25 protein-coding genes are annotated in these 24,447 nt (G+C 33.8%); 21 read left to right on the top strand and 4 right to left on the bottom strand.

Annotation, left to right across the window (positions count from 1 at the left end; translation table 11 throughout):
• Window positions 1-39: 39 nt before the first annotated feature.
• Window positions 40-840, bottom strand: coding sequence for a sulfotransferase domain-containing protein (locus tag WD055_02585; protein MEX0849091.1), 801 nt, complete (start codon window positions 838-840; stop codon window positions 40-42).
• A 91-nt stretch (window positions 841-931) separates the two neighbouring features.
• On the bottom strand, window positions 932-1,921 hold the full coding sequence (locus WD055_02580) for a hypothetical protein (protein MEX0849090.1): 990 nt from the start codon (window positions 1,919-1,921) through the stop codon (window positions 932-934).
• Between the two features lie 289 nt (window positions 1,922-2,210).
• On the opposite strand from WD055_02580, the gene WD055_02575 reads away from it, so the two are divergent.
• The 13 genes from WD055_02575 (at window position 2,211) to WD055_02515 (ending at window position 13,395) form a co-directional block, all read left to right on the top strand.
• Window positions 2,211-3,164, top strand: a complete 954-nt coding sequence (locus WD055_02575) for a glycosyltransferase (GenBank protein ID MEX0849089.1) — start codon at window positions 2,211-2,213, stop codon at window positions 3,162-3,164.
• Between the two features lie 27 nt (window positions 3,165-3,191).
• Complete coding sequence (locus WD055_02570) at window positions 3,192-3,974, top strand: FkbM family methyltransferase (protein MEX0849088.1); 783 nt, start codon at window positions 3,192-3,194, stop codon at window positions 3,972-3,974.
• Window positions 3,967-4,944, top strand: coding sequence for a glycosyltransferase (locus WD055_02565; protein ID MEX0849087.1), 978 nt, complete (start codon window positions 3,967-3,969; stop codon window positions 4,942-4,944). Before WD055_02570 ends, WD055_02565 begins: the two co-directional genes overlap by 8 nt.
• Before the next feature lie 134 nt (window positions 4,945-5,078).
• The gene (locus WD055_02560) at window positions 5,079-6,014 is read left to right on the top strand and encodes a hypothetical protein (GenBank protein ID MEX0849086.1); all 936 of its coding nucleotides are present in this window, start codon (window positions 5,079-5,081) and stop codon (window positions 6,012-6,014) included.
• A complete protein-coding gene (locus WD055_02555) occupies window positions 6,011-6,868 on the top strand; it encodes a DUF6492 family protein (GenBank protein ID MEX0849085.1) in 858 nt (285 codons plus the stop codon). The genes WD055_02560 and WD055_02555 overlap by 4 nt, the downstream gene beginning before the upstream one ends.
• Window positions 6,840-7,847, top strand: coding sequence for a hypothetical protein (locus WD055_02550; GenBank protein ID MEX0849084.1), 1,008 nt, complete (start codon window positions 6,840-6,842; stop codon window positions 7,845-7,847). The genes WD055_02555 and WD055_02550 overlap by 29 nt, the downstream gene beginning before the upstream one ends.
• A gap of 89 nt (window positions 7,848-7,936) precedes the next feature.
• Window positions 7,937-8,644 (top strand): hypothetical protein, encoded by a 708-nt coding sequence (locus tag WD055_02545; GenBank protein MEX0849083.1) that lies wholly within the window; start codon window positions 7,937-7,939, stop codon window positions 8,642-8,644.
• 18 nt (window positions 8,645-8,662) lie between these two features.
• On the top strand, window positions 8,663-9,412 hold the full coding sequence (locus WD055_02540) for a methyltransferase domain-containing protein (GenBank protein MEX0849082.1): 750 nt from the start codon (window positions 8,663-8,665) through the stop codon (window positions 9,410-9,412).
• 32 nt (window positions 9,413-9,444) lie between these two features.
• Window positions 9,445-10,284, top strand: coding sequence for a sulfotransferase domain-containing protein (locus WD055_02535; GenBank protein MEX0849081.1), 840 nt, complete (start codon window positions 9,445-9,447; stop codon window positions 10,282-10,284).
• Between the two features lie 52 nt (window positions 10,285-10,336).
• On the top strand, window positions 10,337-10,924 hold the full coding sequence (locus WD055_02530) for a hypothetical protein (protein MEX0849080.1): 588 nt from the start codon (window positions 10,337-10,339) through the stop codon (window positions 10,922-10,924).
• Window positions 10,925-10,942: 18 nt separating this feature from the next.
• Entirely contained in the window at window positions 10,943-11,614 is a 672-nt protein-coding gene (locus WD055_02525) for a class I SAM-dependent methyltransferase (GenBank protein MEX0849079.1), read from the top strand.
• A 57-nt stretch (window positions 11,615-11,671) separates the two neighbouring features.
• Entirely contained in the window at window positions 11,672-12,685 is a 1,014-nt protein-coding gene (locus WD055_02520) for a UDP-glucuronic acid decarboxylase family protein (GenBank protein MEX0849078.1), read from the top strand.
• Window positions 12,686-12,900: 215 nt separating this feature from the next.
• A complete protein-coding gene (locus tag WD055_02515) occupies window positions 12,901-13,395 on the top strand; it encodes an FkbM family methyltransferase (GenBank protein ID MEX0849077.1) in 495 nt (164 codons plus the stop codon).
• A gap of 83 nt (window positions 13,396-13,478) precedes the next feature.
• Here the strand turns inward: WD055_02515 and WD055_02510 are convergent, their stop codons facing one another.
• Window positions 13,479-14,144, bottom strand: a complete 666-nt coding sequence (locus WD055_02510; protein MEX0849076.1) for an FkbM family methyltransferase — start codon at window positions 14,142-14,144, stop codon at window positions 13,479-13,481.
• Window positions 14,145-14,153: 9 nt separating this feature from the next.
• Window positions 14,154-14,942, bottom strand: a complete 789-nt coding sequence (locus WD055_02505) for a sulfotransferase domain-containing protein (GenBank protein MEX0849075.1) — start codon at window positions 14,940-14,942, stop codon at window positions 14,154-14,156.
• Window positions 14,943-15,315: 373 nt separating this feature from the next.
• Here WD055_02505 and WD055_02500 point away from each other — a divergent pair, with 373 nt between their 5' ends.
• From WD055_02500 to asnB, 8 genes are all read left to right on the top strand, one after another.
• On the top strand, window positions 15,316-16,149 hold the full coding sequence (locus WD055_02500; protein ID MEX0849074.1) for a hypothetical protein: 834 nt from the start codon (window positions 15,316-15,318) through the stop codon (window positions 16,147-16,149).
• A gap of 75 nt (window positions 16,150-16,224) precedes the next feature.
• Window positions 16,225-17,793: a glycosyltransferase gene (locus WD055_02495; protein ID MEX0849073.1), complete on the top strand. Its 1,569-nt coding sequence runs from the start codon at window positions 16,225-16,227 to the stop codon at window positions 17,791-17,793.
• Between the two features lie 233 nt (window positions 17,794-18,026).
• A complete protein-coding gene (locus WD055_02490; GenBank protein MEX0849072.1) occupies window positions 18,027-18,866 on the top strand; it encodes a class I SAM-dependent methyltransferase in 840 nt (279 codons plus the stop codon).
• Between the two features lie 25 nt (window positions 18,867-18,891).
• Window positions 18,892-20,082: a hypothetical protein gene (locus WD055_02485; GenBank protein MEX0849071.1), complete on the top strand. Its 1,191-nt coding sequence runs from the start codon at window positions 18,892-18,894 to the stop codon at window positions 20,080-20,082.
• 4 nt (window positions 20,083-20,086) lie between these two features.
• Window positions 20,087-21,304 (top strand): tetratricopeptide repeat-containing glycosyltransferase family protein, encoded by a 1,218-nt coding sequence (locus tag WD055_02480; protein ID MEX0849070.1) that lies wholly within the window; start codon window positions 20,087-20,089, stop codon window positions 21,302-21,304.
• A gap of 87 nt (window positions 21,305-21,391) precedes the next feature.
• Window positions 21,392-22,129 carry a glycosyltransferase gene (locus tag WD055_02475; GenBank protein ID MEX0849069.1) on the top strand — a complete coding sequence of 246 codons (738 nt, stop codon included), beginning with the start codon at window positions 21,392-21,394 and terminating at the stop codon, window positions 22,127-22,129.
• Window positions 22,129-22,443 (top strand): nucleotidyltransferase domain-containing protein, encoded by a 315-nt coding sequence (locus tag WD055_02470; protein ID MEX0849068.1) that lies wholly within the window; start codon window positions 22,129-22,131, stop codon window positions 22,441-22,443. The genes WD055_02475 and WD055_02470 overlap by 1 nt, the downstream gene beginning before the upstream one ends.
• A 46-nt stretch (window positions 22,444-22,489) precedes the next feature.
• Window positions 22,490-24,439 carry an asparagine synthase (glutamine-hydrolyzing) gene (gene asnB, locus WD055_02465; GenBank protein MEX0849067.1) on the top strand — a complete coding sequence of 650 codons (1,950 nt, stop codon included), beginning with the start codon at window positions 22,490-22,492 and terminating at the stop codon, window positions 24,437-24,439.
• The last annotated feature ends 8 nt before the right edge of the window (window positions 24,440-24,447 follow it).

Below are 24,447 nucleotides of genomic sequence, written 5' to 3'. Positions count from 1 at the left end.
ACTAATTAAGAGCCTCGAAATGTTGAGGCTCTTAATTAGTTATTGCCAATTTAAATTGATTTCATACCCGAGATCTATAAGAAGCTGTCCTCCAAATTTTTTGAAGGCATTAATATGTTCTTTTTTAAAATGTTTTTTCCAGTCACCAATTTGTCCCCCTCGGAAAGTTTGAGTTGATCCAAATAGATTATCGGCAATATATTGTATATCTTGATCTGTATATTCTATTTCCAAATGTTTGAACATGTTCTCTATTTCTTTTAATTGTTCATGTTCAGTTCCCCCTCCTTTAGGACCAACAAGTTTTTCAAAGTGGGTAGTGTATGTGTTAAGGTCTAATTTCCAGCCAAGCCATAAGTTGTAAAATTCAGTTATGCCTTTTAAATTGTAAACGATATCATGCTTATAGGACTTGCCATAAATTTTAGAGCTTTGGGTGATGAGTTCCATGAGTACTTCATCAAATGATTTATTTTTATATTCAGGACGTGTATGAATGTTTCTATATATCCAAAAAGCCATTGAGACAATTTGGTCGCGTGGATCTCGAATTATATAAAAAACTTTTGCTTTGTGTTGATTCACATGGGCAACATTTTGATCATTAAATATTGGGTGTCCAGCCAAAATCTGACATTGATCGTTAAGTTGATTGAGTTGTCTATGTGTGAGAAGAATGTGTCCATTTACAGCATTATATTTGCTATTTCCAATTATGTCACCAACGCATTTTAATAGCATGCGAGTTCCAGACTTTGGTGCACCTGTGGTTATGAGTTTATATGTATAGGTCATAGGGTTGAGGCTCAGTAGTAATAATATTATTAATGTTTTTTTCATGTTAAAATCCTTTTTTTTATTATTATTAATGAAACTTATCTTGTTAATTAATAAAGGGTACAAATGTTTTCCTCACTTTTTCTTTAAGGTTTTATGAAATTTTTGTTTCGACAATGATATTGCTTTTTCTGTTTGGCTCTACAAATAAAATTGGGCCCATTATTAGGTTATTGCCTTCCCAATGAGATCCTTGAGGGAAAATAATTCCTTTATGGTTGCCAATTATTTGGGATATCCATGGGAAGTGTGATCCGGAACGAATAAGATAGTCAAACTTGCTCATAAGGCATACATCATAAAGAACATTTTTATTGTGTACATTGTCTTCTTTGCGACAGTCAAAGATAATGTTTTTATTTTTACAATGTGCTTGAATTCGTTGAGTTATTTTTTCAGGATGCTTGTCATCGGTGAATATATATGCATAAAGAGGTTGTTCATCAAGAATAGTATATAAGGTAAGTAATTGGTCAAGGTAGTACTGTTCAGGTGGAAATTTTAATGGATGGTATTTATCGGCACCTTTTGAGGTATTAGATGTTTTGGGTTTATCTTCTATGTATTGTTGCGAAGAAAGTGGTAAGTCAACTCCTCCTCCTTTGCGAATGTGTAATGCAACTGTGATAATGTCTTGTGGTAATGGCATATGATTTATTTCAGGAGTGAGCATTTTTTTTAATTGTGCTCCAAACTCAGGGTGTTCGATGCTTAGTTTGAAAATGTAATTTGGCCATGCATCACGATTTGTAATATCATCAATAGTGAGGTAGTAATTGCCAACATAAATACAGTTTTTTATATTTGTATTTATCTGGCTGTCATGATGAAGCTTTTTGGTTTGAGAAAAATTTGCATTTTGAAGGTCTTGCTTTGATTTTTCATAATGATGCAATGGAAGTTTATTTTTGTATTTAAAATCAGGAACATAAAGATCTATATTGTATTTTAAAGATATCCATTTATGCTTGCAATAGTTGAGAATGTTATCTCCTAGTCTTCCACCGTTCAGTCCAAATGTTATGCCGCTTGAAAATGTGTATTGGGATAACAATACAATGATTATTAATATGAATTGCTTCATTTGTTTCCTTATGTATTATATTTTTATTGTAAAGTTTTAAGTTTAATTTTTTATAGTCTACATAAATTTTATTCAATTCTGTATGTTTTTTTCTAAATAATTTTTGGTTTTCTCTTGCTAATTTTATAATTAAAGCCGATAAAGTTTTAAATAGTGGGGCGGAAAAAGTATATTTTATAAAAATAACAGGAGTGATATTGCAAAATTACGAGAGAATCATTTAAGATACATAGTATACAAGAATTATTATGCAATGTGAGGTTTGCTTGGTAATCAATTAAGGAGGTAAATGAAGGTTATGATAGTAAAATTTTCTTATAGGCCTTACTTAATTATTGTTTTATTTATGTACGTTCGGTCTAGCGCTCAGGACAATTTTGTTGATTTTCAAGCTGGCATGTGTCCTAATCAGGCAATGAATCAGGATTTTTTTTCTAGAAATAGAGATTGGCAGTTGGCAAAAAAAGTTTATGAAAGTTATAGAAAAAATTGGATATATTCTAAAAAAGAAAAAATACCTAAATTGTTGCATCATATTTGGTTAGGTAGCCCATTGCCCAAATTTTGTAGTTCATTGAGAAAAACGTGGTTTGAGCATAATCCTACATGGAAATTTATTTTGTGGACTGATAATCCTGATAATTTTAAATATGGTTGTCTAGTTTGTTCTTACGAATCTTTGCATCGAGTTTTGTATGAAAATCAAGAGCAATTCATTGTATTTGATGTGCGTTCTCTCAATTTAATAAATCAAGAAGCGTATGATATTACAGATAACTATGGTGAACGTTCAGATATTATTCGTTATGAAGTCCTTTTTGAATTTGGTGGTTTATATGTCGACACTGATTTTGAGTGTTTAAAATCATTTAATATTTTCCATCATACATGTGATTTTTATGCTGGCCTTGGATATAGTAAAACACAAGCCCTTCTTAATGGTTTAATGGGTTGTTCATCAAAAAATTTAATACTAAAGATTTGCATTCAAGATTTAGTTAAAAAGCCTCAAGGTGTTCAGAGTTCTATTATTGGCCGGACCGGACCTGGGCTATTAACGCGATCATTTCGAAAGGCATTTTATAGTGAGGGTTACAGTGGTATTGCTGTTGGTTTTCCTGTGACAACATTTTATCCTTGGCCGAATTGGGATCGTTGGCATAAAACTAACGAAGAAATTAAAGCTTGGATTCAGCCTGAAAGTTATGGTATACACTATTGGCATGTGTCTTGGAAAAATTAAGATATTAATTATTAAGAGGAGAAAAAAATGAGTAACATAAACAAAATAGCTATTAGTTTATTGATAACTGCTTTATTTGCCAATGGAACTAGTATTGATCAAAAGTATTATAAATTGACCGATGCTGAGCAAACCAAAAATATGCTTTTAAGCATGTTTAGTTCTGGAGATTTAGTATTTGATGTTGGTGCAAATAAAGGATTTAAGACACGAGAGTATTTGGCATGTGGAGCTCGTGTTGTTTGTGTGGAGCCGCAACCGGTATGTGTTAATATTTTGTATGAAAAATATGGAAACAATGAAGATGTCGCTATTGAACCTGTTGGATTGGCTGATAAAGAAGGCGTCTTAAAAATGTATCATCCACATCACCATGATAGTTCAGTATTGGCAACATTTTCAAAAGATTGGGTTGATGAAGGACGTTTTTCTCATCTAAATTGGGAAGAAGGTGTGGAGGTTGAAGTTACTACATTGGAAAACATAGTAAAAAAATATGGCATTCCTCAGTTTTGTAAAATTGATGTTGAGGATTTTGAACATGAAGTGTTATTAGGGCTTCAAACACCAATACCTTATGTGTCTTTTGAATGTCATCATGAAACAATGGATAAATCAAGGCGTTGTATTGATCGTCTTATCGAACTTGGATATAAATCTTTTAATATTGCTATAGCCACAAGCGATAGATTTTGGTTTGATCAATGGGTTCCTGCAGAAGATTTTTATAAAGCTTTAGAAGATATTGACGCGATGGACTGGAGCGTTATAAAAAAACTTTGGGGTGATATTTATGCTTCATATGAGTAATTTTTTTTATAATAAAAATGTGAATCGAGTATGCTTTTTTGTATTTAGTTCATTTTTCCTTCAAGCAGAAGATTTATTTGTAGATTTTATTCAAGGAACAGCCCCAAATAAAAATTTTAAAGAAATGTTTCTCCAGCAAGAGGGGTTGTGGGCAGATGCAAAAGCGCTTTATGATAAGCAGGTTCTTAATGGTCAAAAAACAGACCATGCTCGTATACCATTTATCTTGCATCATATTTGGTTAGGAAGTGAGCTCCCTCAGACGTGTGCACAGCTTCGAAAAAGTTGGATAGACCGCAATCCTTATTGGCTATTTATATTGTGGACTGACAACGAGTTAAATTTTGCTTTAGGTAAAGTTGTAAATACTTTTGAAGATCTTCATGAATGTTTGCAACAAAAAAAAGAGCAATTTATTGTTTTTGACATTCGTGACATAATTTTGACGAATCAAGAAGCATATGATGTTACAAGAAACTATGGAGAAAAATCTGATATATTGCGTTATGAAGTTTTGTATGAGTTTGGTGGGCTGTATGTTGATACTGATTTTGAGTGTCTTAAGCCTTTTGATATTTTTCATCATTATTGTGATTTTTATACCGGTATAAGTTATAGCGCAAACTTTTCATTTTTAAATGGTTTAATAGGTTCTGCCCCTAAAAGTGATATTTTAAAATATTGCATAGAAGATTTAAAATCTAATGATGGTAAAGAGGCTTTTCTTGAAATTATTTATCGTACCGGCCCAAGGCATCTTACTCGATCTTTTTTTAAAGCGTTAGGTAAAGGCTATACTGGTGTTGCTGTTGGTTTTCCTTCAACAACTTTTTATCCTTGGCCCAACTGGCTTAGGCACGAAAAAAATATTGATAAAATAAAGTCTTGGACGCGTCCTGAAAGTTTTGCTATCCATTATTGGCATACAACTTGGTGGCTTAAGTATAGACATTTTTTGGACCTATTGTAGATTGTTTGCTTTTGAAATTTATGTGGTTTATGACCTAAGGGTATTGTTGTATTATTGAGGTAAGTTGACAACTGCTATTTAATATGGTCTAATTTTTCAAGATTCTAACAAAAAAATAAAGAGTAGAAAATAGCATGTTGAAGCGCATAATAATATTATCTATTGTATTAATATCATTTTCATATCAAGCAAAGCCACCGAAAGTTTCTGGTAAAAGAATGCCTAGTAAGCCGTATATTTCAGGTGATGGGTTTCGTGCGATGTCGGATCATGTTTTTGATGAAACTGATAAATTACTAGAAGCGTCAACTGTTGAATATGCCGATATCGTTTTTGTTAAATCTGATCTGCTTGATGTGTTTTTTTCAACTATACATGTGAAAATAAATAATCCCTACATATTAATTTCACACAATTCTGATGCAGCAGTTCCTGCTGGATTTATCGATTTTTTAGGTGACGAAAAAGTATTGCATTGGTTTGGACAAAATCCAACGATTCAGGATCATTCAAAATTTTCTGCAATACCAATTGGTTTGGCGAATCGCTATGTGCATAATGCTGGAAATGTGAGTGACTTTACAACATTGTTTCAGTTAAAATCACGAAATAATCAAAAAACAGTTTTGTTAGGAATAAATTTTAATCCACATACAAATCTGAAGGCAAGAAAAGATGTTTTTGATTATTTTGATAATAAATTATTTAGTTCACGATTGTTTGCTTCTGATCATTTAGAATATTTAAAGAAAATGTTGCAGGCAAAGTTTATTTTAAGTCCTCCTGGGAATGGGTTTGATTGCCATCGAACATGGGAAGCACTTATTGTTGGTGTTGTTCCTGTCGTATTATCTTCTCCAATGGATGAATTGTTTAAAAATATGCCCGTATTGATTGTAGATGATTGGCGGGTAGTGGATGAAGATTTTTTAAATGAGTCATATGAGCATATACAAAAAAATATGCATGCGTTAAGTACTGAAAAAATGACATATGATTATTGGCAACAGTTGTTAAGTGATATGCAAAGACAGATGAGAAGTCAATCTAAAAAAAAGAGAATTGTATGAAGACTGGGTGGCTCATTGTTGCTATTTTTATTATCTTTCAAATACAACATGCACAAGAGCGTGTTACGTATTCATTTACATTAGATCCTATAGATATTGTAATTCCATGTCATAAAAAAGACAGTCGAACATTAGAATTGGTTGTCAATGGCATAAAGCAGCATTTAGATTATAGAAGAATTATTATTGTTTCGAGTGAGCAGTTACTTGAAGATGCAACTGTTGAGTGGTTTGATGAAAAAGAGTATCCATTTGATATGTATGATATTATTTATGAAATTTTTTTTGATGAGGAAAAAGCCCGTGATTATATTGATCGTCCAAAATCACGAGCAGGTTGGATTTATCAGCAATTTCTAAAGTTATATGCTTCTTATGTGATACCTGATATTTCAAACAATATTTTGATCGTTGATGCAGATACTATTTTTTTTAAACCTGTTGTTTTTCAAAATGGTTGCGGTGCACCACTGTTTAATGTGAGTGACGAAGTGCATCCACCATATCTAGTATTTATGCGCCAGCTTATTCCAGGATTAAAAAGGGCCTATCCTCAATTTTCTGGCATAACGCATCATATGCTATTTCAGCGTTGTGTCTTGGATGATTTGTTTGCAACTATTGAAAAAAATCATAACATGGAGCCATGGAGAGCAATTTGCCAAAATGTTGATAAAAAAGCGCTTGGTCATTCATGTATGTCAGAATATGAGCTTTATTTTAATTTTTTGCTTAATCGTTCGGGTCAACCTAAAATTAGAAAGCTAAATTGGAATAACGTGCCATTCAGGTGTTTTGATCAAGCAAAAAGAGGAAATTTGCATTATGTTTCATGTCACACATATAAAGGTTAAAAATAGCACGTTTGCATGTATATTTTTCATGCTATTTGGATGCAATGTTATAGATGCATATTCAATTGTTTTTGCGCATCTGGGTAATACGCTTCCTCATTATTTAGCTGATGCAACTCATCAAGCTCGCTTATTTAATACTGAAGCACGCATCTTTGTGATAGCGGAAAATGAGGCAATCAGAAAAATATCAGATGTGAGGTTTTATGATGATAAAATTATTTTTGTTGCATGTGAAAGTCTAGAAAAAAGTTTTATGCATGAACTTTTTGAGCAGCAAAATCGTTTAGATAATGGTTTTCGTCAAGGCTTTTGGCGAAAAACAACCGAACGTTTTTTTTTAGTGCATGAACTCATGAATCAATATCAGCTTGAAGACGTTTTTCATTTAGAATATGATAATATGCTTTATGTTGATTTAAATGAGCTTTTACCGGTTTTTCATACATATTCTAATATTGCTGCTACATTCGATAATGATGGTAGATGTATTGCCGGTTTTATTTATTTTGCTCATGAACTGGCCATTGAAAAATTGGTTGATTTTGTTGCGCATCAAGCGAAAAATACGATGAATGATATGCAGATTATCGCAAAATATAGACAGACTTTTGGCAAAAAAGAAATTGCGCACTTACCAATAATTATGCGTGAATATCTTGATGTTTGTGAATTAAAATCAACTAAAGGTCATACAGCGCAAAGTCCAGAAGATTATGCACATTTCTTTTCAGAGTTTAATTCAATTTTTGATGCAGCAGCTTTAGGACAGTATTTAGGTGGTATTGATCCAAGGAATGGACTATCAAAATCGGGTTTTATCAACGAAAGCTGTTTATTTGATCCTTCATTTTTATCCTTCACTTGGAATATTGATCAGAAGGGGCGGCGGGTACCTTTTGCTAGATTTGGTAAAACGGAATGTAGGATAAATAATCTTCACATTCATAGTAAAAAATTGCATTTATTTGTAAGTTGAGCGTGATGATGGATAAAAGACAGTTGTACGAAAAGAAATTTGATATTTGAATCGTTAATGTTTTTATATAATGGAAAAAGGAAATATATATGCATCGTTTTCTCTTGGCTTCTAAAATGTTTTGTTTGATTGTTTTAACTGGTACTCACTTAATGTTCGGTGAGCGCTCTTTAGTGGAACATGTAAAGAAATGTATAGAATTTGCAAAAAATGATCAGTCTAAATTGACTCCTGAAGCGCTTAGTATCGAGGGTATGACCAGTAGAAAAGTCAAACATTTATTGAATAATATCTGTACTCTTGAAAATAGTACTTATTTTGAAATTGGCACATGGAAAGGTTCTACTTTTATAGCTTCACTTTATGGAAATGGCTCAAGTGTTGTTGAAGCTGTTGCATGTGATAACTGGTCATTATTTGGTGGCCCTAAACAAGAGTTTAAAAGAAATTGTAGTCTTATTAATGATGTAAACTATAGATTTTATGAGCAAGATTGTTTTGTCCTTGATAAAGATGGATTATTTGAGAATCCGGTAAATATATATTTTTATGATGGTGAGCATACGGTAAGAGACCAAGAGAGAGCTTTTACTTATTTTAATGATGTTTTTGCCGATACATTTATTGCAATTGTAGATGATTGGAATTTTCCGAATGTACCAAAAGGAACGAGGGCAGCTTTTCAGAAGTTAGAGTATACTATTTTATATGAAATCGTGTTGCCAGCCAAAAAAGTTGGAGATCCAGAGACTTGGTGGAATGGCCTATATGTTGCTGTGTTATCAAAAAAAACGTAAAGATAGGAAATTGTTCTAATGAAAAAAATCATATTATCAGTTTTGGCTCCTTTACTTTCATACGCAAATTATTTGGATCGAGCTGATATCAATATAATTTATGAAAGATTTGTAAAGCCGAATTACACTCATGAATACACATATCGTTATGACCCATTGCCGATAGCAAAAAATAATAAGGCATGGCGTTGGGAGCACAAAGATTTTCCACGTGTAATAGCTCTTTTAGAATTTGAACGTTTTGTGCAAGAAAACCAATGTTTTTCGGTAAAAGGTTTGGCTATCAATGGAAAAGATCCTGAATGGGCTTATATATCTCATCAACATGTTTCAGTAATAAATTACTCTCATAATCCAGAAAAATATGATTTGCATGTGTTTGAATTGGATGAGCATGATTTTGATTTTGTTATGGTGAATCAAACGTTCGAGCACGTCTATGATCCTATTCGTTGCTTAAAAAATATATTTAAATATATGAAGCCAGGTGGGATTTTATATTTTAACGTTCCCACCACGAGTATTCCGCATGAAACTCCCTATCATTTTTATACAGGGTTTACTCCAGTCGGTATTGGAGCGATGCTTCAAGAGGCGGGATTTGAATTGTTAAGTATTGGTCAATGGGGGAATTTTGAATATTTAAAAAAGGCTTTTGAAACACAGGGTTTTCCTGATTATCGTATGTTAAGTAATCCTGGAATTAATCATATGCATTGTCCAATCATTGCATGGGCTTTTGCACGTAAACCTGAAAATAATGTATAAGATTGATGTTGGTCTATGCAAGAAGGAAAAGTATGATGAATAAATATTATTGTAGGGTCATCAAAAATAAAACATTATACTTGGGAGTGTTATTGTTAAGTTTACAAGTATCTGCTGTACCAAGTAACATTTTAATTGCATCTATACCCAAATGTGGAACACAGCTTTTGCAAATCTGTATAAATTTGATTTCTCCTGAAATTAAGTTTAAGCATGCAGAAAATGATCATCTTGTGATTACAGATAAAGATGTGAAAACTAAAAAGGCCATAATAGGACATGCATTGCCCACAGCAGAAAATATCGAAAGGTTAAAAAAGGCCGGTTTTAAAGTAGTATTTATTTTTAGGGACCCTCGCGATCAGGCAGTGTCTATGATTAATATGGTGAAAAGGAAAAAGTGGTTTCCCCGCTTGGTTTCAAAATCTTTTGATGAAGCTCTATCGCAGTGGATTTTTAACACTTCAGAGCTCTATTGGGGCATCAACCATTGGATCAATCCAGAGTTGAAAGATTTTAAAGGAATTGATGATTTGTATCATAGATATTTTGAATGGACAAAATTTGGAGATGATTTTGTATATGTAACTTCCTATGAAAAATTAGCGGGTGCTTATAGTGGAGGCTCAAGTGATGTGCAAGTAAGAGAGCTTAAAAACATTGCAAGGCATATTGGAATTGACTTATCCCACGAAAGAGCTTTGGAGTTATCAGAGCAGACTCATGGGGAAATTGATCCAAATGGAAGGAAAAGAATAGGCTCTTGGAGGAGATACTTTAAGCCACATCACGTTGAGGAGTTTAAAGATGTTGCTGGCGACTTGCTTATAGATTTGGGATATGAAAAAAATAGTAGTTGGAATTTAAATTAGTTAACTTAATTTATTGTTGTTTAAATTTTGATTTGGTTGAAAGGAAGAAAGAATGAATATACAAAAAATGTTATATATTTTGTTACTTGTTTTTGCTACAGGTAAAGCAAATATAGGTCCACAAGGGTTTGCTTCCTATGCAAATTATTATTTTGTTGAAACTGGTACTTCAGCTGGGCACGGACTGCAAAAAGCAATAGCAACTGGTGCATTTAAAGAGTTTAGGTCTATAGAATTTAAGGAAAGCACATATCGTAAAGTAAGAAATCGTTTTGCTTCACATTCAAATGTAGCCATATATAAAGGGAGTTCAGCGACAGACCTTTGGGATATAATTAAAGATTTGGATAAGCCTGCAACATTTTGGCTTGATGCGCATGTATGGCCAGTGCGCGCCGATGGTGGTAAAAATTGTCCATTAATTGAAGAGCTAGAACAAATTTCATGGCATCCGATTAAAACACATACTATTTTAATTGATGATATGCATTGTGCTGGCACTGAAGCTTTCGATGGTTTAATACAAGCAGATTTGATTGCTAAAATTAAAGAGATTAATCCTAATTACGATGTGTATTATATTCCTGGTGGTGATGATGGTGAATATCCTCAAAATGTAATGGTTGCAGTGGTTCCTTAATATATATTGGAGAAAAAAATGAATACAGTAAAATTTCATCTTATTTTTGTTGCCAGTATTTGTTCAGCCGTGCTTTTGAATGCAGATCGACATGAAAATGTTTTTTCAAACATTTATCACAATGCAGTCTGGGGCAAAAATGCACAGGGAGAAGGTTTTTCGGGCGGAGGCTCTTTGCTTGCCAACTGTTTAGAATATAATCATTTTGTAGAAAAATTTATGCGTGAACATAATATCAGATCTGTAGTGGATGCAGGCTGTGGTGATTGGGAATCAACAAGGTATATCGATTGGAATGGTATCGATTACTTTGGCTGTGATGTTGTTGAGAGCGTAATTAATAAAAATATAAAGCGATTTGGTTCTTCAAATATTCATTTTGAGTTTGGCAATTTAGTGACTATGGATTTGCCGTCAGCAGATCTTTTAGTTTGTAAGCATGTGCTTCAACATTTGCCAAATGAAGATATCAAGCGCTTTCTTCCACAATTAAAGAAATATAAATATTGTTTAATTATCAATGAAGTGTATCCACATAATTTGTCTAGTGATAACCCTGATATTCAAGTGGGTGGTGGTCATAAAATCGATTTAAGAAAAGCACCGTTTTTTATTGATGGAACACCAGTTATGAATTTTAGAATCGGCAATGCGGTGCATCAAATTTTTCTTATTGATAACACAAAATAAAAATAGCTTATAAAGTTATTATTTATTTCCTAAAAATATATAGGATTTATAATGATAATGAACAACTATAAACAATGGTTGTTTTTTGTGATCAGTGTGATTAGCTTTCCTTGTATTTATACGCAAGAGCAACAAAAGAACGTGTTGGTGACAGGAGGTGCCGGCTTTCTAGGAAGTCATCTGTGTAAAAGATTGCTTGATTTAGATTATAACGTGATTGCAGTAGATAATCTTTATACAGGACGTTTAGATAATATTGAGTCCTTATTTGAAGATAAGCGTTTTTCATTTAAGCATCATGACATTACATATCCATTGGATATTCAAGTCGATTACATTTTTAATTTAGCTTGTCCGGCATCGCCGCCACATTATCAAAAAGATCCTATTTTTACGACTAAGACATGCGTGTTAGGTGCAATAAATATGCTTGAATTAGCAAAAAAATATAATGCTCTAATTATGCAGGCTTCAACGAGTGAAGTTTATGGTGATCCGGAAGTACATCCACAGGTTGAAACATATCGTGGTTTGGTTAACCCGATCGGCATTCGTTCATGTTATGACGAAGGCAAACGTTGTGCTGAATCATTATTTTTTGATTATCATAGACAATATAATGTTCCTATTAAGGTTGTGCGCATTTTTAATACCTATGGCCCAAACATGGACCCTAGAGATGGGCGTGTCGTGAGTAATTTTATTATGCAGGCATTAAAAGGTGAGCCATTAACTATTTATGGTAGTGGATTACAAACACGATCATTTTGTTATGTTGATGATTTAATTGATGGGTTCATATCTATGATGTTCGATACAGCTTCAGATTTTACCGGTCCGATTAATTTAGGAAATCCTGATGAATATAATTTAGTTCAGCTTGCTGAAATGATTTTACATTCAATACAGAGTGACTCGCAAATTGTATATTTAAGATTGCCAAAAGATGATCCATGTCGCAGAAAGCCCGATATTTTATTGGCAAGAAAAGAACTTAATTGGTCTCCTCAGGTTCATTTGATTAATGGTTTACAGAAAACGATTGAATATTTTAAAAAGTTTGTTGATTAAGAATATTATGTTTAATTTATTGTTTTAGTTATATTTTGTGTATATAATTCATCGTTTTATTTTAGGCTAAAAGATTGAAAATTTTAAAAAAAGGAAAAAATGCAGCTAAATGTTGGTCATTCTAAAACATTACCGCTATTTGCTTTATTATTTGTTTAAGTGTCATGTAACCCATCTTTTAAGAATCCTGACAATATGTTTTTATATGTGAAAAAATGTTGCCGTATTCTCCTATTGTTTTGGAATCGGGAGGGTATTTTGGTGAAGATACCATTAGAATAAAACATATATTTCCTGATGCAGAGGTACATGTTTTTGAACCACTTCCCAGTTCATTTGAAGTAATGGAAAAAGAAACTGAAAACTTATCTGATGTCATTCGTTATCCATATGCACTTACAAATTATTCAGGAAAAATACCTTTTCTTCTATTGGTTGTCCTGCATTGGAATGAGCATGCATTTGATAAAACGCCTATTCAAGTTCCGTGTGTCACTATAAACGATTGGGCTACCAAAAATAATATTTCTCATATTGATTTTATGTGGCTTGATATGGAAGGTAATGAGCTTTGTGTTTTGCAAAAATCTTTAGATATTTTGCATACGGTCAAAGCAATTTATACAGAAATTTCTTTTTGCAAAATTCGAGAAACTTCATGTAAATATATTTATTTAAAAGCATTTTTGAAAAGGCATGGCTTTCATTAAGTATGGCAATCTCTAGGTGGTCGATTTGCCAATGCTTTGTTTGTTAGGAAAGACGTATTGGAATCAATGTCGAATTAAAGAGCTTATGATTGATTTCGCTCAAATAATACATTACCAAAAAACCAGCTGGAGGTGTTGAGGTAGTCTTTGCCGATCATGGTAAAATCTTGTTGTTCAATCCAATCAATTACTTCAGTGTGTTGTTTTTGGTCTGCATAAGCTTCAACGAAATGCACTTCAGTATAGAGATACTTTACCTGTTGTAGAATTTCAGGGGCAGCTTGCATGACCGGAAGTTCATAGCCCTGTAGGTCAAGCCAAAGAAAATCTATGTTGTTAATGTTCTGTTGTTTTGCCCATTTGTTCAAGGTGATAGTGCCCACTTCAAAAGGGTCTTTGAATTTTATGTTTGACCATTTTAAACGTTCTTTTGGTGCCAGAAGTGAGCCGGCTTGTGAATGGACGCCAACTTTTTTTGGGTGTTCAGATGGCCAAAATTGTGCCGTACCATTTTGATTGCTTAATGCGAGATTAAAGCAATGAATGTTGCTAAATCGTGCGGTGTTATCTTGTAATATTTTGTATAATTCCGGAACCGGCTCGAATGTATAGATAGTGCTGTTCGGCCATGCTTTTGCCATTGCAATGGTTTCATGGCCGCGAAAGGCACCGCCTTCAACGATCGTGATATTGTCAGGAATTATTTCTTTTAATTGATTGAATAGATTATGCGTTTTTAATTGCAGCATAATGTTCTGTTACCAGTTTACGTCTGTTTCATAACCGAGATCAATTAATAATTGACCTGCAATATTTTTGCATTTGTTTCTGTGTTGCGCATTAAACATGTTTTTCCAATTGCCAACTTTCGGTTGTTTTTTGAACAGTCCAAACAGGCCGCCACTTTGCAGGCTGTTGCCAATTTTAGTTGCTTTTTGTGCCGTGCATGGAATATTCAAAAATGTGGCGATATGTTGGATCTCTTTTTGTTGAGCATGTGAGCCATATGCGCCCGAGAGATGTTCAAAGGTTACCACAATTGTGTTTGGATGTTCAATCCAGGGGAGCCAGAAACTATAAAGATCCACGATTCCTTTTACCTGTTTAACCTCAGGGTATGGATATTGATAGGCATAAAATGCTGAACCATTTGTGATAAGTTCATCTATTATTTGATTTTGACTTTTATTTTTTGCTGCTGGAATGTGAGAGCGATAAGTATAGATGGTTTGTGCGGTAGAGGCAATTTGATCGCGTGGATCGCGTATGATGTATATGACTTTTGCATTATGTTTTGCAATTATATTCAGATTACGCTCATTATATACCGGTGTTCCTATAATCAAATCATATTGTTGCATCTGTTTTGCATCGAGCAACATGTCACCTTTTATATTGGCGCTTTTTTTTATGTTGGTGATCTCTTTTATGCAATTGGCAAGTATTTGAATGCCGGATTTTGGTGCACCGGTGGTGACTATTTTAACTGCATGTGATTGGGCGAAAATAAATAATAACGATATGAATACGGTTTTTTTTATGTTCATCGATAATTTCCTGTGTAAAAGCCTTTTTATTTATGGTAATGTGAGATCGCGCATTTGTAAAATAGTGCGGCGTTATTAATGAAATGTTTTTCTATTTTGTCATCCCTGAAGGGGATCCAGCGGTAACCGGTATAATCCTAAGAGAGATTCTGCCAGAATAATTTTATAATTTTTTACGAATTATTTTAGACTTATTCTGATAATATTCCTTTGATTATTAAGAGTTTCATTGGCCTGGATCCCCTTCAGGGATGACAAAATAGAAAAATATTTTTTGTTGTAAAGAGTGATGGATCATACTTAAAAAATGCCTTTAAACTTTAATTTTAAATGCGTTTGCCCTGGCATTCCTATAGAATAAAAAGGTGATTAAATGAAAAAAAATATACTGTTAGTGTCCAGTTTATTAATGAGTCTTTGGGGTTTTCATACTTTTGTTTTACATGAGCAAAAGATACTCGTTAATGATAAAAAAAAAGTGGGCCTTTGTGTCATGGCTACCGGTAATTATATTCAGTATGTTGATAGATTATTACATTCGGCAGATGCTTATTTTTTATCCAATCATGATGTAACTTATTTTGTTTTTACCGATAGTCCTTATGAACACAAAAAATGTACAACTGTGTATCAAGAGCAGATGGGATGGCCATATGATAGTATGATGCGTTTTGAAATATACTATAAAAATAAAGATAAATTTGCTCATTTAGATTATGTGTATGCAATTGATGCTGATATGGCATTTGGGCAAGCAGTAGGGGATGAAATTTTGTCTGATCGCGTTGCGACTATATTATCAGTGCATTTGTTTGATATGATAAAACCATATGAAGCAAATCCTATTTCCACCGCATATGTGCATGCAAATGAGGGAGTGCATTATTATGCCGGTGCGTTTTATGGGGGAACAAAAGATGCCTTTATACAGTTGACTCAAACAGCAAGTGAGCGTATACATATTGATTTGGCACGAGGTTATGTTGCTTGGGCAAATGATGAAAGTCATATCAATCGTTATTTTATTGATTTTGAACCGACCAAGATTTTGTCACCGGCGTATTGTCATTTTGATCATTGGCAGTCACCATATCAAAAGAAGATTATTGCATTTGATGATAAAGATTATAATGTCACGCGAAAACCATCAAATTTAAATCCTGTTGATTATTATAAGCGTTTCTTGCAGGACGCTTTGCACGCGTAAATACAATGGTGAGTCTGTAATTGGTATTGGCCAAATTACAAAAAAAGTGTAGCATAGGTGCCGAGAGTGTAGTATGTGCAAAACATAAAGGTTATGAATGTAATGGGAATTCAAGAAAAGCAAAAAACAAAAAAAGAGCCTATAAAAGATCAGTTACATCATTTTGATCACGATCCGCTGAATCACGATCCGCTGAATCAAGATTCGTTGAGCCAAGGTTCGTTGAATCAAGATGTGCCTAAACAACGAGCGCTAAAAAAAATACCTGAAGATTATAAACCGTTTTCGTATTGGCTTGAAAAAAATCATTATTATCATCATAGATTGAAAAAATTCTATCGGTTTACTATTCCTGAGGGAATGCGTGTTTTGGCATTGCAATGCAAAAATGGTTATTTACTCGATGCGGTAAAACCAAGTTATGGCGTTGGTGTTGATGTGGATCCTATGGTGATTCAAGAAGCTAAGGAAACTTATTCTCGCCATCATTTTTATACCGGTACCATTGCAGATTTAGATGAAAAAGAGCCATTTGATTATATTATGCTTTCATCAATTACTATGGATACGTATGATATTCAGGCGTTATTTGAATCATTAAAACCTTTTTGTCATGCGGGCACACGCATTGTTATTGATTCATATTCATCTATTTGGGAACCTATTTTACGTTTAACACAAAAGATCGGATTGCGTCGAAAAACAGAATTCAAAAATTGGCTCACACAAGAAGATATTGCACATGTTCTTTATCTTTCAAATTATCAAGTTGTACACCAATCACATTTTATGTTGTTGCCGGTATATATCCCGTTAATTTCTACACTGTTTAACGCTTTCATAAAACATATTCCTGGCATAAATCGTTTATGTTTGCATCAATCAATTGTTGCACGTCCGATGTTCATTAAGCGTGATGCGCAGGATTATACCGTTTCTGTGGTGATTCCGTGTAAGAATGAAAAAGGTAATATCGAAGCTGCGGTAAAACGTACGCCACAAATGGGAAAGTTTACGGAATTAATTTTTGTAGATGGCAACTCAGTTGATGGTACATTGGATGAAATGAAGCGTGTTGCAAAAAAATATCCGGATAGATCAATTTCTATTCATGTGCAAAAGGGCAAAGGCAAAGGCGATGCTGTTCGTTTGGGTTTTGATTATGCTATTGGTGATATTGTTATGATTTTAGATGCCGATTTAACCGCTCCACCGGAAGAAATTCCCAAATTTTATTATGCATTGATTGAAAATAAAGGTGAATGCATTAATGGTTCTCGTTTGGTATACAACATGGAAACCGGTGCAATGCGTTTATTAGGTTTTTTTGCAAATTACTTTTTTGGTCGTCTTTTTTCATGGTTATTGGGCCAAAGAGTAAAAGACACATTATGTGGTACAAAAGTATTGTGGAAAGAGGATTATCAATTGATTGCGCGTAATCGTTCATTTTTTGGCAACTTTGATCCTTTTGGTGATTTTGATCTGCTTTTTGGTGCTGCTAAATTGAATTTAAAAATTGTTGATATGCCGGTGCATTATAAAGATCGTACCTATGGTACAACGCAAATCCGTAAATTTTACTGTTTGTGGATTTTGCTTGGGATGTGTGCACTTGCTATGAAAAAGCTTAAGTTTAGATGATATGGCTCGAGTATGATCAGGTTTTTGAGTTGCCTTCGAAGGTGAAAAAGGTTATTAAATAGGTTTTATTTTGTCATTCCTGTGAAGACAGGAATCCATAATAATTATAGATTCCTGCCTTCGCAGGAATGACAAAAGGAAGAAAAAGCTAGGTGTATTAACGTAAAAAACTATTAGAAAAATGCGAAAAATGTTCGAATAAAGATATGTATACATATAAAAAGGATGAAATCATGCAAAAAAAAATATTCATAATATTATTCATTTCAAGTCAGGCATTTGGATTGGTAACGGTAGGCCGCAATACAGCATTTGAAAAACAAACAAATACCTATGTTGCTCCGATCAAAAGTAAAACTGATCAAGAATTATGCAATGTGCATATGTCGCACATGGTGACACCACCGGATCGTTATCAAATGACTCAAGATTTTGCGCATAAAAATATGACCGATGTTTTTGCTGAAATTTATCATACCAATTATTGGTTAGGTGACAAATCTCGTTCCGGTCAAGGTTCAAGTTTGTCTTCAACTGAAATAGTCCGTAATGAACTTGCTACATTATGTGATACATTAAAAATAGATACGATTTTGGATATTGGTTGCGGTGATTATTATTGGATGCAAACAGTTGATTTGAAAAAGTGTCATTATTTAGGTGTGGATATTGTTCCAGAAATGATCGCAAAAAATCGTGAACATTTTACAGATGAGAATCATCACTTTTTATGCTTAGACAGTACCAAAGATCCGCTACCTCAAGCGGATATGATAATATGTCGTGATGTATTGGCACATTTAAATTATGCTGATGCATGTAATTTATTGCGCAATATGAAAGCAAGTGGTTCACAATTTCTATTAATGTCGACTCATTTGGATACTGAATTGAATCAGGAAAAACACACTGGTCATCATATGCCTTATGATCTGACAAAATCACCATTTAATTTGTCTCATCCGGTTGTATTGATTGAGGAAAAAACTGCAGAAAAAGAAACACGTGTTCAGCGTAAAGCAATGGGTTTATGGTTATTGCAGGATTTAGATTTGGATTGTTTAGAGCATTAATAAAATAACAAAAGGATGAAAAAGAATGAGAAAGCAATTAATAGTTAGTTTGTTATGCATGCATTTTGGATTGATGTCGATTACTCCGTGGTATATGCAACAAGGACAACAACAATTAACAAAGCGTTCGGTTGAAACTAAAAAAGAACGCAAACTTAAATATTTGCATATTGGTTTTCATAAAGGATGTATTTTAGAGGTTGATCGTGTTGCAAAAGATCTTGATATTGATGTAACACCATGGTTTATTTTTGACAAACCGCTGGAACATTTTGAAGGACAAAATGCGGGGTTGTATGTGTATAACATAACCGCTGAACGTGCACAGCGTGTTTGGGAAAAACATAAAGATTACTTTGATCAGTTTGATGCAATTATTACTTCCGATACAGCACCATTAAGTCGTATTTTTTTACAAAATGATAATTGGAAAAAGCCATTAATTATTTGGGTGTGTAATCGATTTGATTTTTTCTTTTCACCTTCACATAAGCCGTTAGATTTTCCTGATGAAACATATTATGAACTCTTTCGTACAGCAACAAAAAAAAACAATGTGTTTGTAGTTTCGTATACACCATACGAATGGTACCATGCATTGCAAAAAGGAGTGGATATTGGATTGCGTACCATTAAGCCGATTGGTGTCGTAGAGGGTACTAATCGCTATCGAGATCCAAAATGGTCGGTGCCTGCTCACGTTGATAAAGAAAGTACGGTGTTTTTATATCCACGCTTAAACGAACAGCAAATGCATTACATTAATGAGCAATGCACAAAAAATAATATTAAAACATATTCCGGTCGTTATAATGGTACCAATGATATAGCAGATTTTAAAGGTATTATGTATTGGCCGTATCAATGGTCAAATTTATGTTTGTTTGAAGATTTTCATCGTGGATTAGTACATTTTGTTCCTTCAATCAGTTTTTTAAAACAACTTGAAGATGAAGGTGCGCCGATTCATCCGGTAATGAGTAGTATGCTGGAAAACCGTACGTTTGAATTCAATGAGTGGTATTGCAAAGATCATAAAGAGTTAATTGTGTATTATGATTCATGGCAAGACTTGCAGCATAAAATTGAAAACACTGATTATTTCAGCATGCGCAAAAAGATAAAAGCTTTTGCCTCAGAGCATAAAAAAGATATGATGCACCGCTGGAAAGAGTTGTTTGATGATGTTCTTTTGTGTGCACAAAAAGAAGCATGAGTTTATGAAATATATATTTTTATTGTTATGCAGTTTTTCTTTTGTGTGTGCATCAATTGATATAGCCAATTTGACCTGTCAAGGTTTTGCGTACATTAAGCAGGATGATTTTGAGCGCGCATTACCATATTATGCGCAAGCAGTTGTGCATGATCCAAAAAATGTGCATGCAAATTATAATATCGCCTATATTTTATTGCAATTGAGTTTGTGTGATCAGGCAGTGCATTGGTATAAAAAAGCATTGGAATGTGATCCAAAACATGAAAATGCTTTGTTTGGTTGCGCAAAAGCATTACTTACATTGGGGCACTATGAAAAAGGGCTTCATTTTTTTGAATGGCGATATGGTTCTGTTGAGCGTATTCACAAAAAATATAAGTTATTTGAGTTGACGCCACGCTCTTTTGAAGATAAAGAGGTGGTGCTTCTGAGTGAATGGGGCATGGGTGATAATATCCAATGTTTACGATATGTACATGACGTTAAAAAAGCCGGTGCAAAAAAAATTGTGGTACAAACGCATAGTTCATTGCAAAAACTGTTTTCATTATGTCCTTATATCGATCAAGTCATTACCATGCAAGATCCTATATATAGTGGAGCTGTTTGTGTCCCGATGTTCAGTTTGCCTCGTATTTTCAAAACATCTGTTGAGACAATTCCAAATCCGATGCCGTATCTTTTTTCCGATCCAACATTAGATCGGCATTGGCATGAACAATTAAAAAACGATACAAATTTTAAAGTCGGTATTTGTTGGTATTCAAACAAGTCGAATCTACAGCAGAATAAGTATGTGCAACGTTGTATTCCGCTCGAAGTGTTTGAACCGTTAACTCGTATTGCAGGCGTGAGTGTGTATAGCTTGCAAAAAGGCGATGGCCAAGAGTTATTAAATAAATATGATGCGCATTGTCCGTTTAAGGTGATTGAAGGTTTAGATGTAGATCATGGTCCATTTATGGATACTGTTTCTGTCATGAAAGAGATGGATTTGATTATTTCAGCTGATACTTCTATTGTGCATGTTGCAGGTGCCATGTATCTGCCGGTTTGGACATTGCTGCCCTATTCGGCCGATTGGCGTTGGTTGCAAAATCGATCAGATTCTCCTTGGTATCCGAGTATGCGATTGTTTAGGCAAAAAGAACCGAACAATTGGATTCAGCTTATGGATGAGGTTGTTGACTGTTTAAAAGATATGCTTTTAAGTAATTAATAATTAAATTTCTTTTGAATTTTTTTATAGTTTTGTTATTCATGCTATGCTCAGTAAAAACAGTAAACATTCAATTAGAGTTATAACATGGATAAAATAAGTATCATCATACCTGCATATAATGAAGAAAAGCGTATCGGGAAAACATTATCTGCCTATTATCAATTTTTTAATACACTAAAACAGCAAGAAATTGTTGATTTCGAACTGCTGGTTGTTCTCAACGGATGTGTGGACAATACTTTTGAAGTTGTGCAAAAAATACAACAAGATTTAGGTGATGAAATTCGTCTATTGGATTTAAAGCAAGCCGGAAAAGGTATTGCTATCATTGCAGGATTTGTCGATGCATTAACACGTGATAATAGTTTTATCGGTTTTGTTGATGCTGATATGGCAACTGAACCACAATATTTTTATGAACTGTATGAAAAAATGAGTGGTTATGATGGTCTGATTGCAAGTCGCTATATGTCTGAATCAAAAATCGATGCGCCACGTCCATGGGTAAAGGAATGGGGCCGCAAACTTGTCTATAATAATTTAGTTCGCATGCTTTTTGGAATTAAGCACGTTGATTATCAATGTGGTGCAAAGTTGTTCAAGCGTTCGGTTATTGAAGCTGTTATCAATGATATGCAAGAAGGGCAATGGGCATTTGATGTTGAGCTGTTATATCTTGCCAAAAAACATGGTTTCAAGATTGGTGAAATTCCAACCGTTTGGTATGATAAGGCCGGAAGCAAACTTGATATTATGGGTGGTGGCATGAAGATGCTCAAAGCGTTATTTGAATTAAAGCGTGTGCATAGTGAGAAAAAGTAATGAAAAATAATCAGATTGATCATGGTATTTCAACCGAAGACAAAGATAAAATAATTGGTTTATTAAAACTTTTATTTCCTCAGGCAAAAATATATCTATTTGGTTCACGTGTTCGAGGAACGCATAGTACTTTTTCTGATATTGATGTTGCTGTCGACACCGGAGATAAAATTCCTTTGTATGCAATTAATGAAGCGAAATCTATGTTAGCTGAAAGTAATATTGTTTATACAATTGATGTTGTAGATTTGCATCGAATTCCTCAAAAAATGAAAGATATGATTTTATACGAAGGAATATTATGGATATCTTAAAAGAGCGTTTGTAAAATCGAATTTGATATAAAAGGAAAAATGAAGCATGTGCGGATTTGCAGGTTATTTTAATCTTAAAAACAATAAATTTGAAATTAATCAATCTTGGTTACATAACATGCAGCAAGCATTAGTGCATCGCGGACCGGACGGTTTTCGCATTTGGTCAGATAATGATCATCAACTCGCGCTTATACATCGCCGATTAAGTATTATTGATTTATCAGATGCTGCAGCTCAACCAATGATCGATAAAGACAAGCAGGTTATTATTTGTGTTAATGGTGAAATTTACAATTATAAAGAGTTGAAGCAAGAGTTAACATCATTAGGTCATATTTTTGTGTCTCATTCCGATTCAGAAGTTATTTTGCATGGCTATAAGCAATGGGGCATTGATATATTGCTCAATAAATTACATGGCATGTTTGCATTCAGTTTATATGATTTCAAAACGAATGAACTTTTTTTAGTGCGTGATCGGATTGGTGTTAAGCCGTTGTATTTTTCTTTTAAAGATAATATGGTCAGTTTTGCATCAGAAATCAAAGCATTATGGCAACTGCCTTGGATACAAAAAAAAATAAATAAAGAAAGTGTATATCACTACCTCACTTATCTTGCCACCCCTGCACCTATGACGATGTGGCAAGATGTCTATAAAATACCGGCCGGCTTTTATATTAAAATTGATACACAAAAAAAAATGCATGTTACGCAATGGTATGATTTAGCAAAACGGTTAGTAGTGCATGCATCTAATCTGAATGAAGAGTATTATATTGAGCGTATTCGATCACTTTTGCGCCGTTCAATAAAAAAAAGAATGATGTCAGATGTGCCGTTTGGAGTGTTTTTATCCGGTGGTATTGATTCGAGTTTGAATGTTGCATTGATGTCAGAGCTTACTGATAATGTGAAAACATTTACCGTGGCGTTTTCAGATGGTCCTGAATATAATGAACTCAAATGGGCACGCAAGATTGCAAAGTTATATAATACAGATCATCATGAAATTATTATTAATGAATCAGATGCATTTAATTTTTTTCAGCAGATGGTATATCACCAAGATGAGCCACTTGGCGATTGCGTTTGTGTACCTATTCATTTTGTTTCAAAATTAGCAAAGCAACATAATGTCACTGTTGTGCAGGTTGGTGAAGGTTCAGATGAACTTTTTTGTGGTTATAATCAATATGCGCAATATGTTGATACATATCGGTGGTGGTATGCTACACAAAAAATTATTCCTGATGTTGCAAAAAAGGGAATGTTCTATGGGGCACAAAAAATATTTCCTACTAAATTTGGTAAACTCGATATTCTCAATAATTGGGCACATAATAAAGAACTTTTTTATAGTGGTGCGGTAGTGTTTAATGAATATGTAAAACAAACAGAGTTGCATATTACATCAAATACACCGGCAAATGAGATTATGCAGATGTTTTTTCCTCAGATGCATTTAACCGATAGTTATGCAATGGCAGATTGGTATCGTAATCAATTACGCAAAGAAGTGAAAAACGCAGATATTCTGACACAAATGGGTTATTTGGAATTGAAACATCGGCTGCCCGAACTGCTTTTAATGCGCGTTGATAAAATGAGCATGGCAGCTTCAGTTGAAGCGCGAGTGCCGTTTCTTGATCATGCATTGGTAGAATTTGCATTGAGCATGCCTCAAAAGTTTAAATATCATAATGGGGTAACTAAATATATTCTCAAAAAAGCTGCAGAGACTATTTTGCCTCATGATGTAATTTATCGCAAAAAAATGGGATTTGCTGCACCCACAACTCGTTGGTTCAAACAAGGTAAGCAATTTAATGATTATTTTGGTGATTTATTATCAATTAAGCAAGGTGATTGGCAAGATATTCTTGATTTGAATACAATAAAAAAAATGCATCAACAAAACAGAAATGATGCATCGGTGGACTATTCGTATCATTTATGGGCGGTGCAAAATGTTTTGGCGTGTGACACTTAAGATATTAT

The organism is Candidatus Dependentiae bacterium (genome assembly GCA_040878395.1).
In the GTDB taxonomy this organism is placed as follows: domain Bacteria; phylum Babelota; class Babeliae; order Babelales; family Vermiphilaceae; genus JAKBEL01.
Note: the sequence above shows the minus strand (reverse complement) of the source record. Positions and strands in the feature narration are given on the sequence as shown.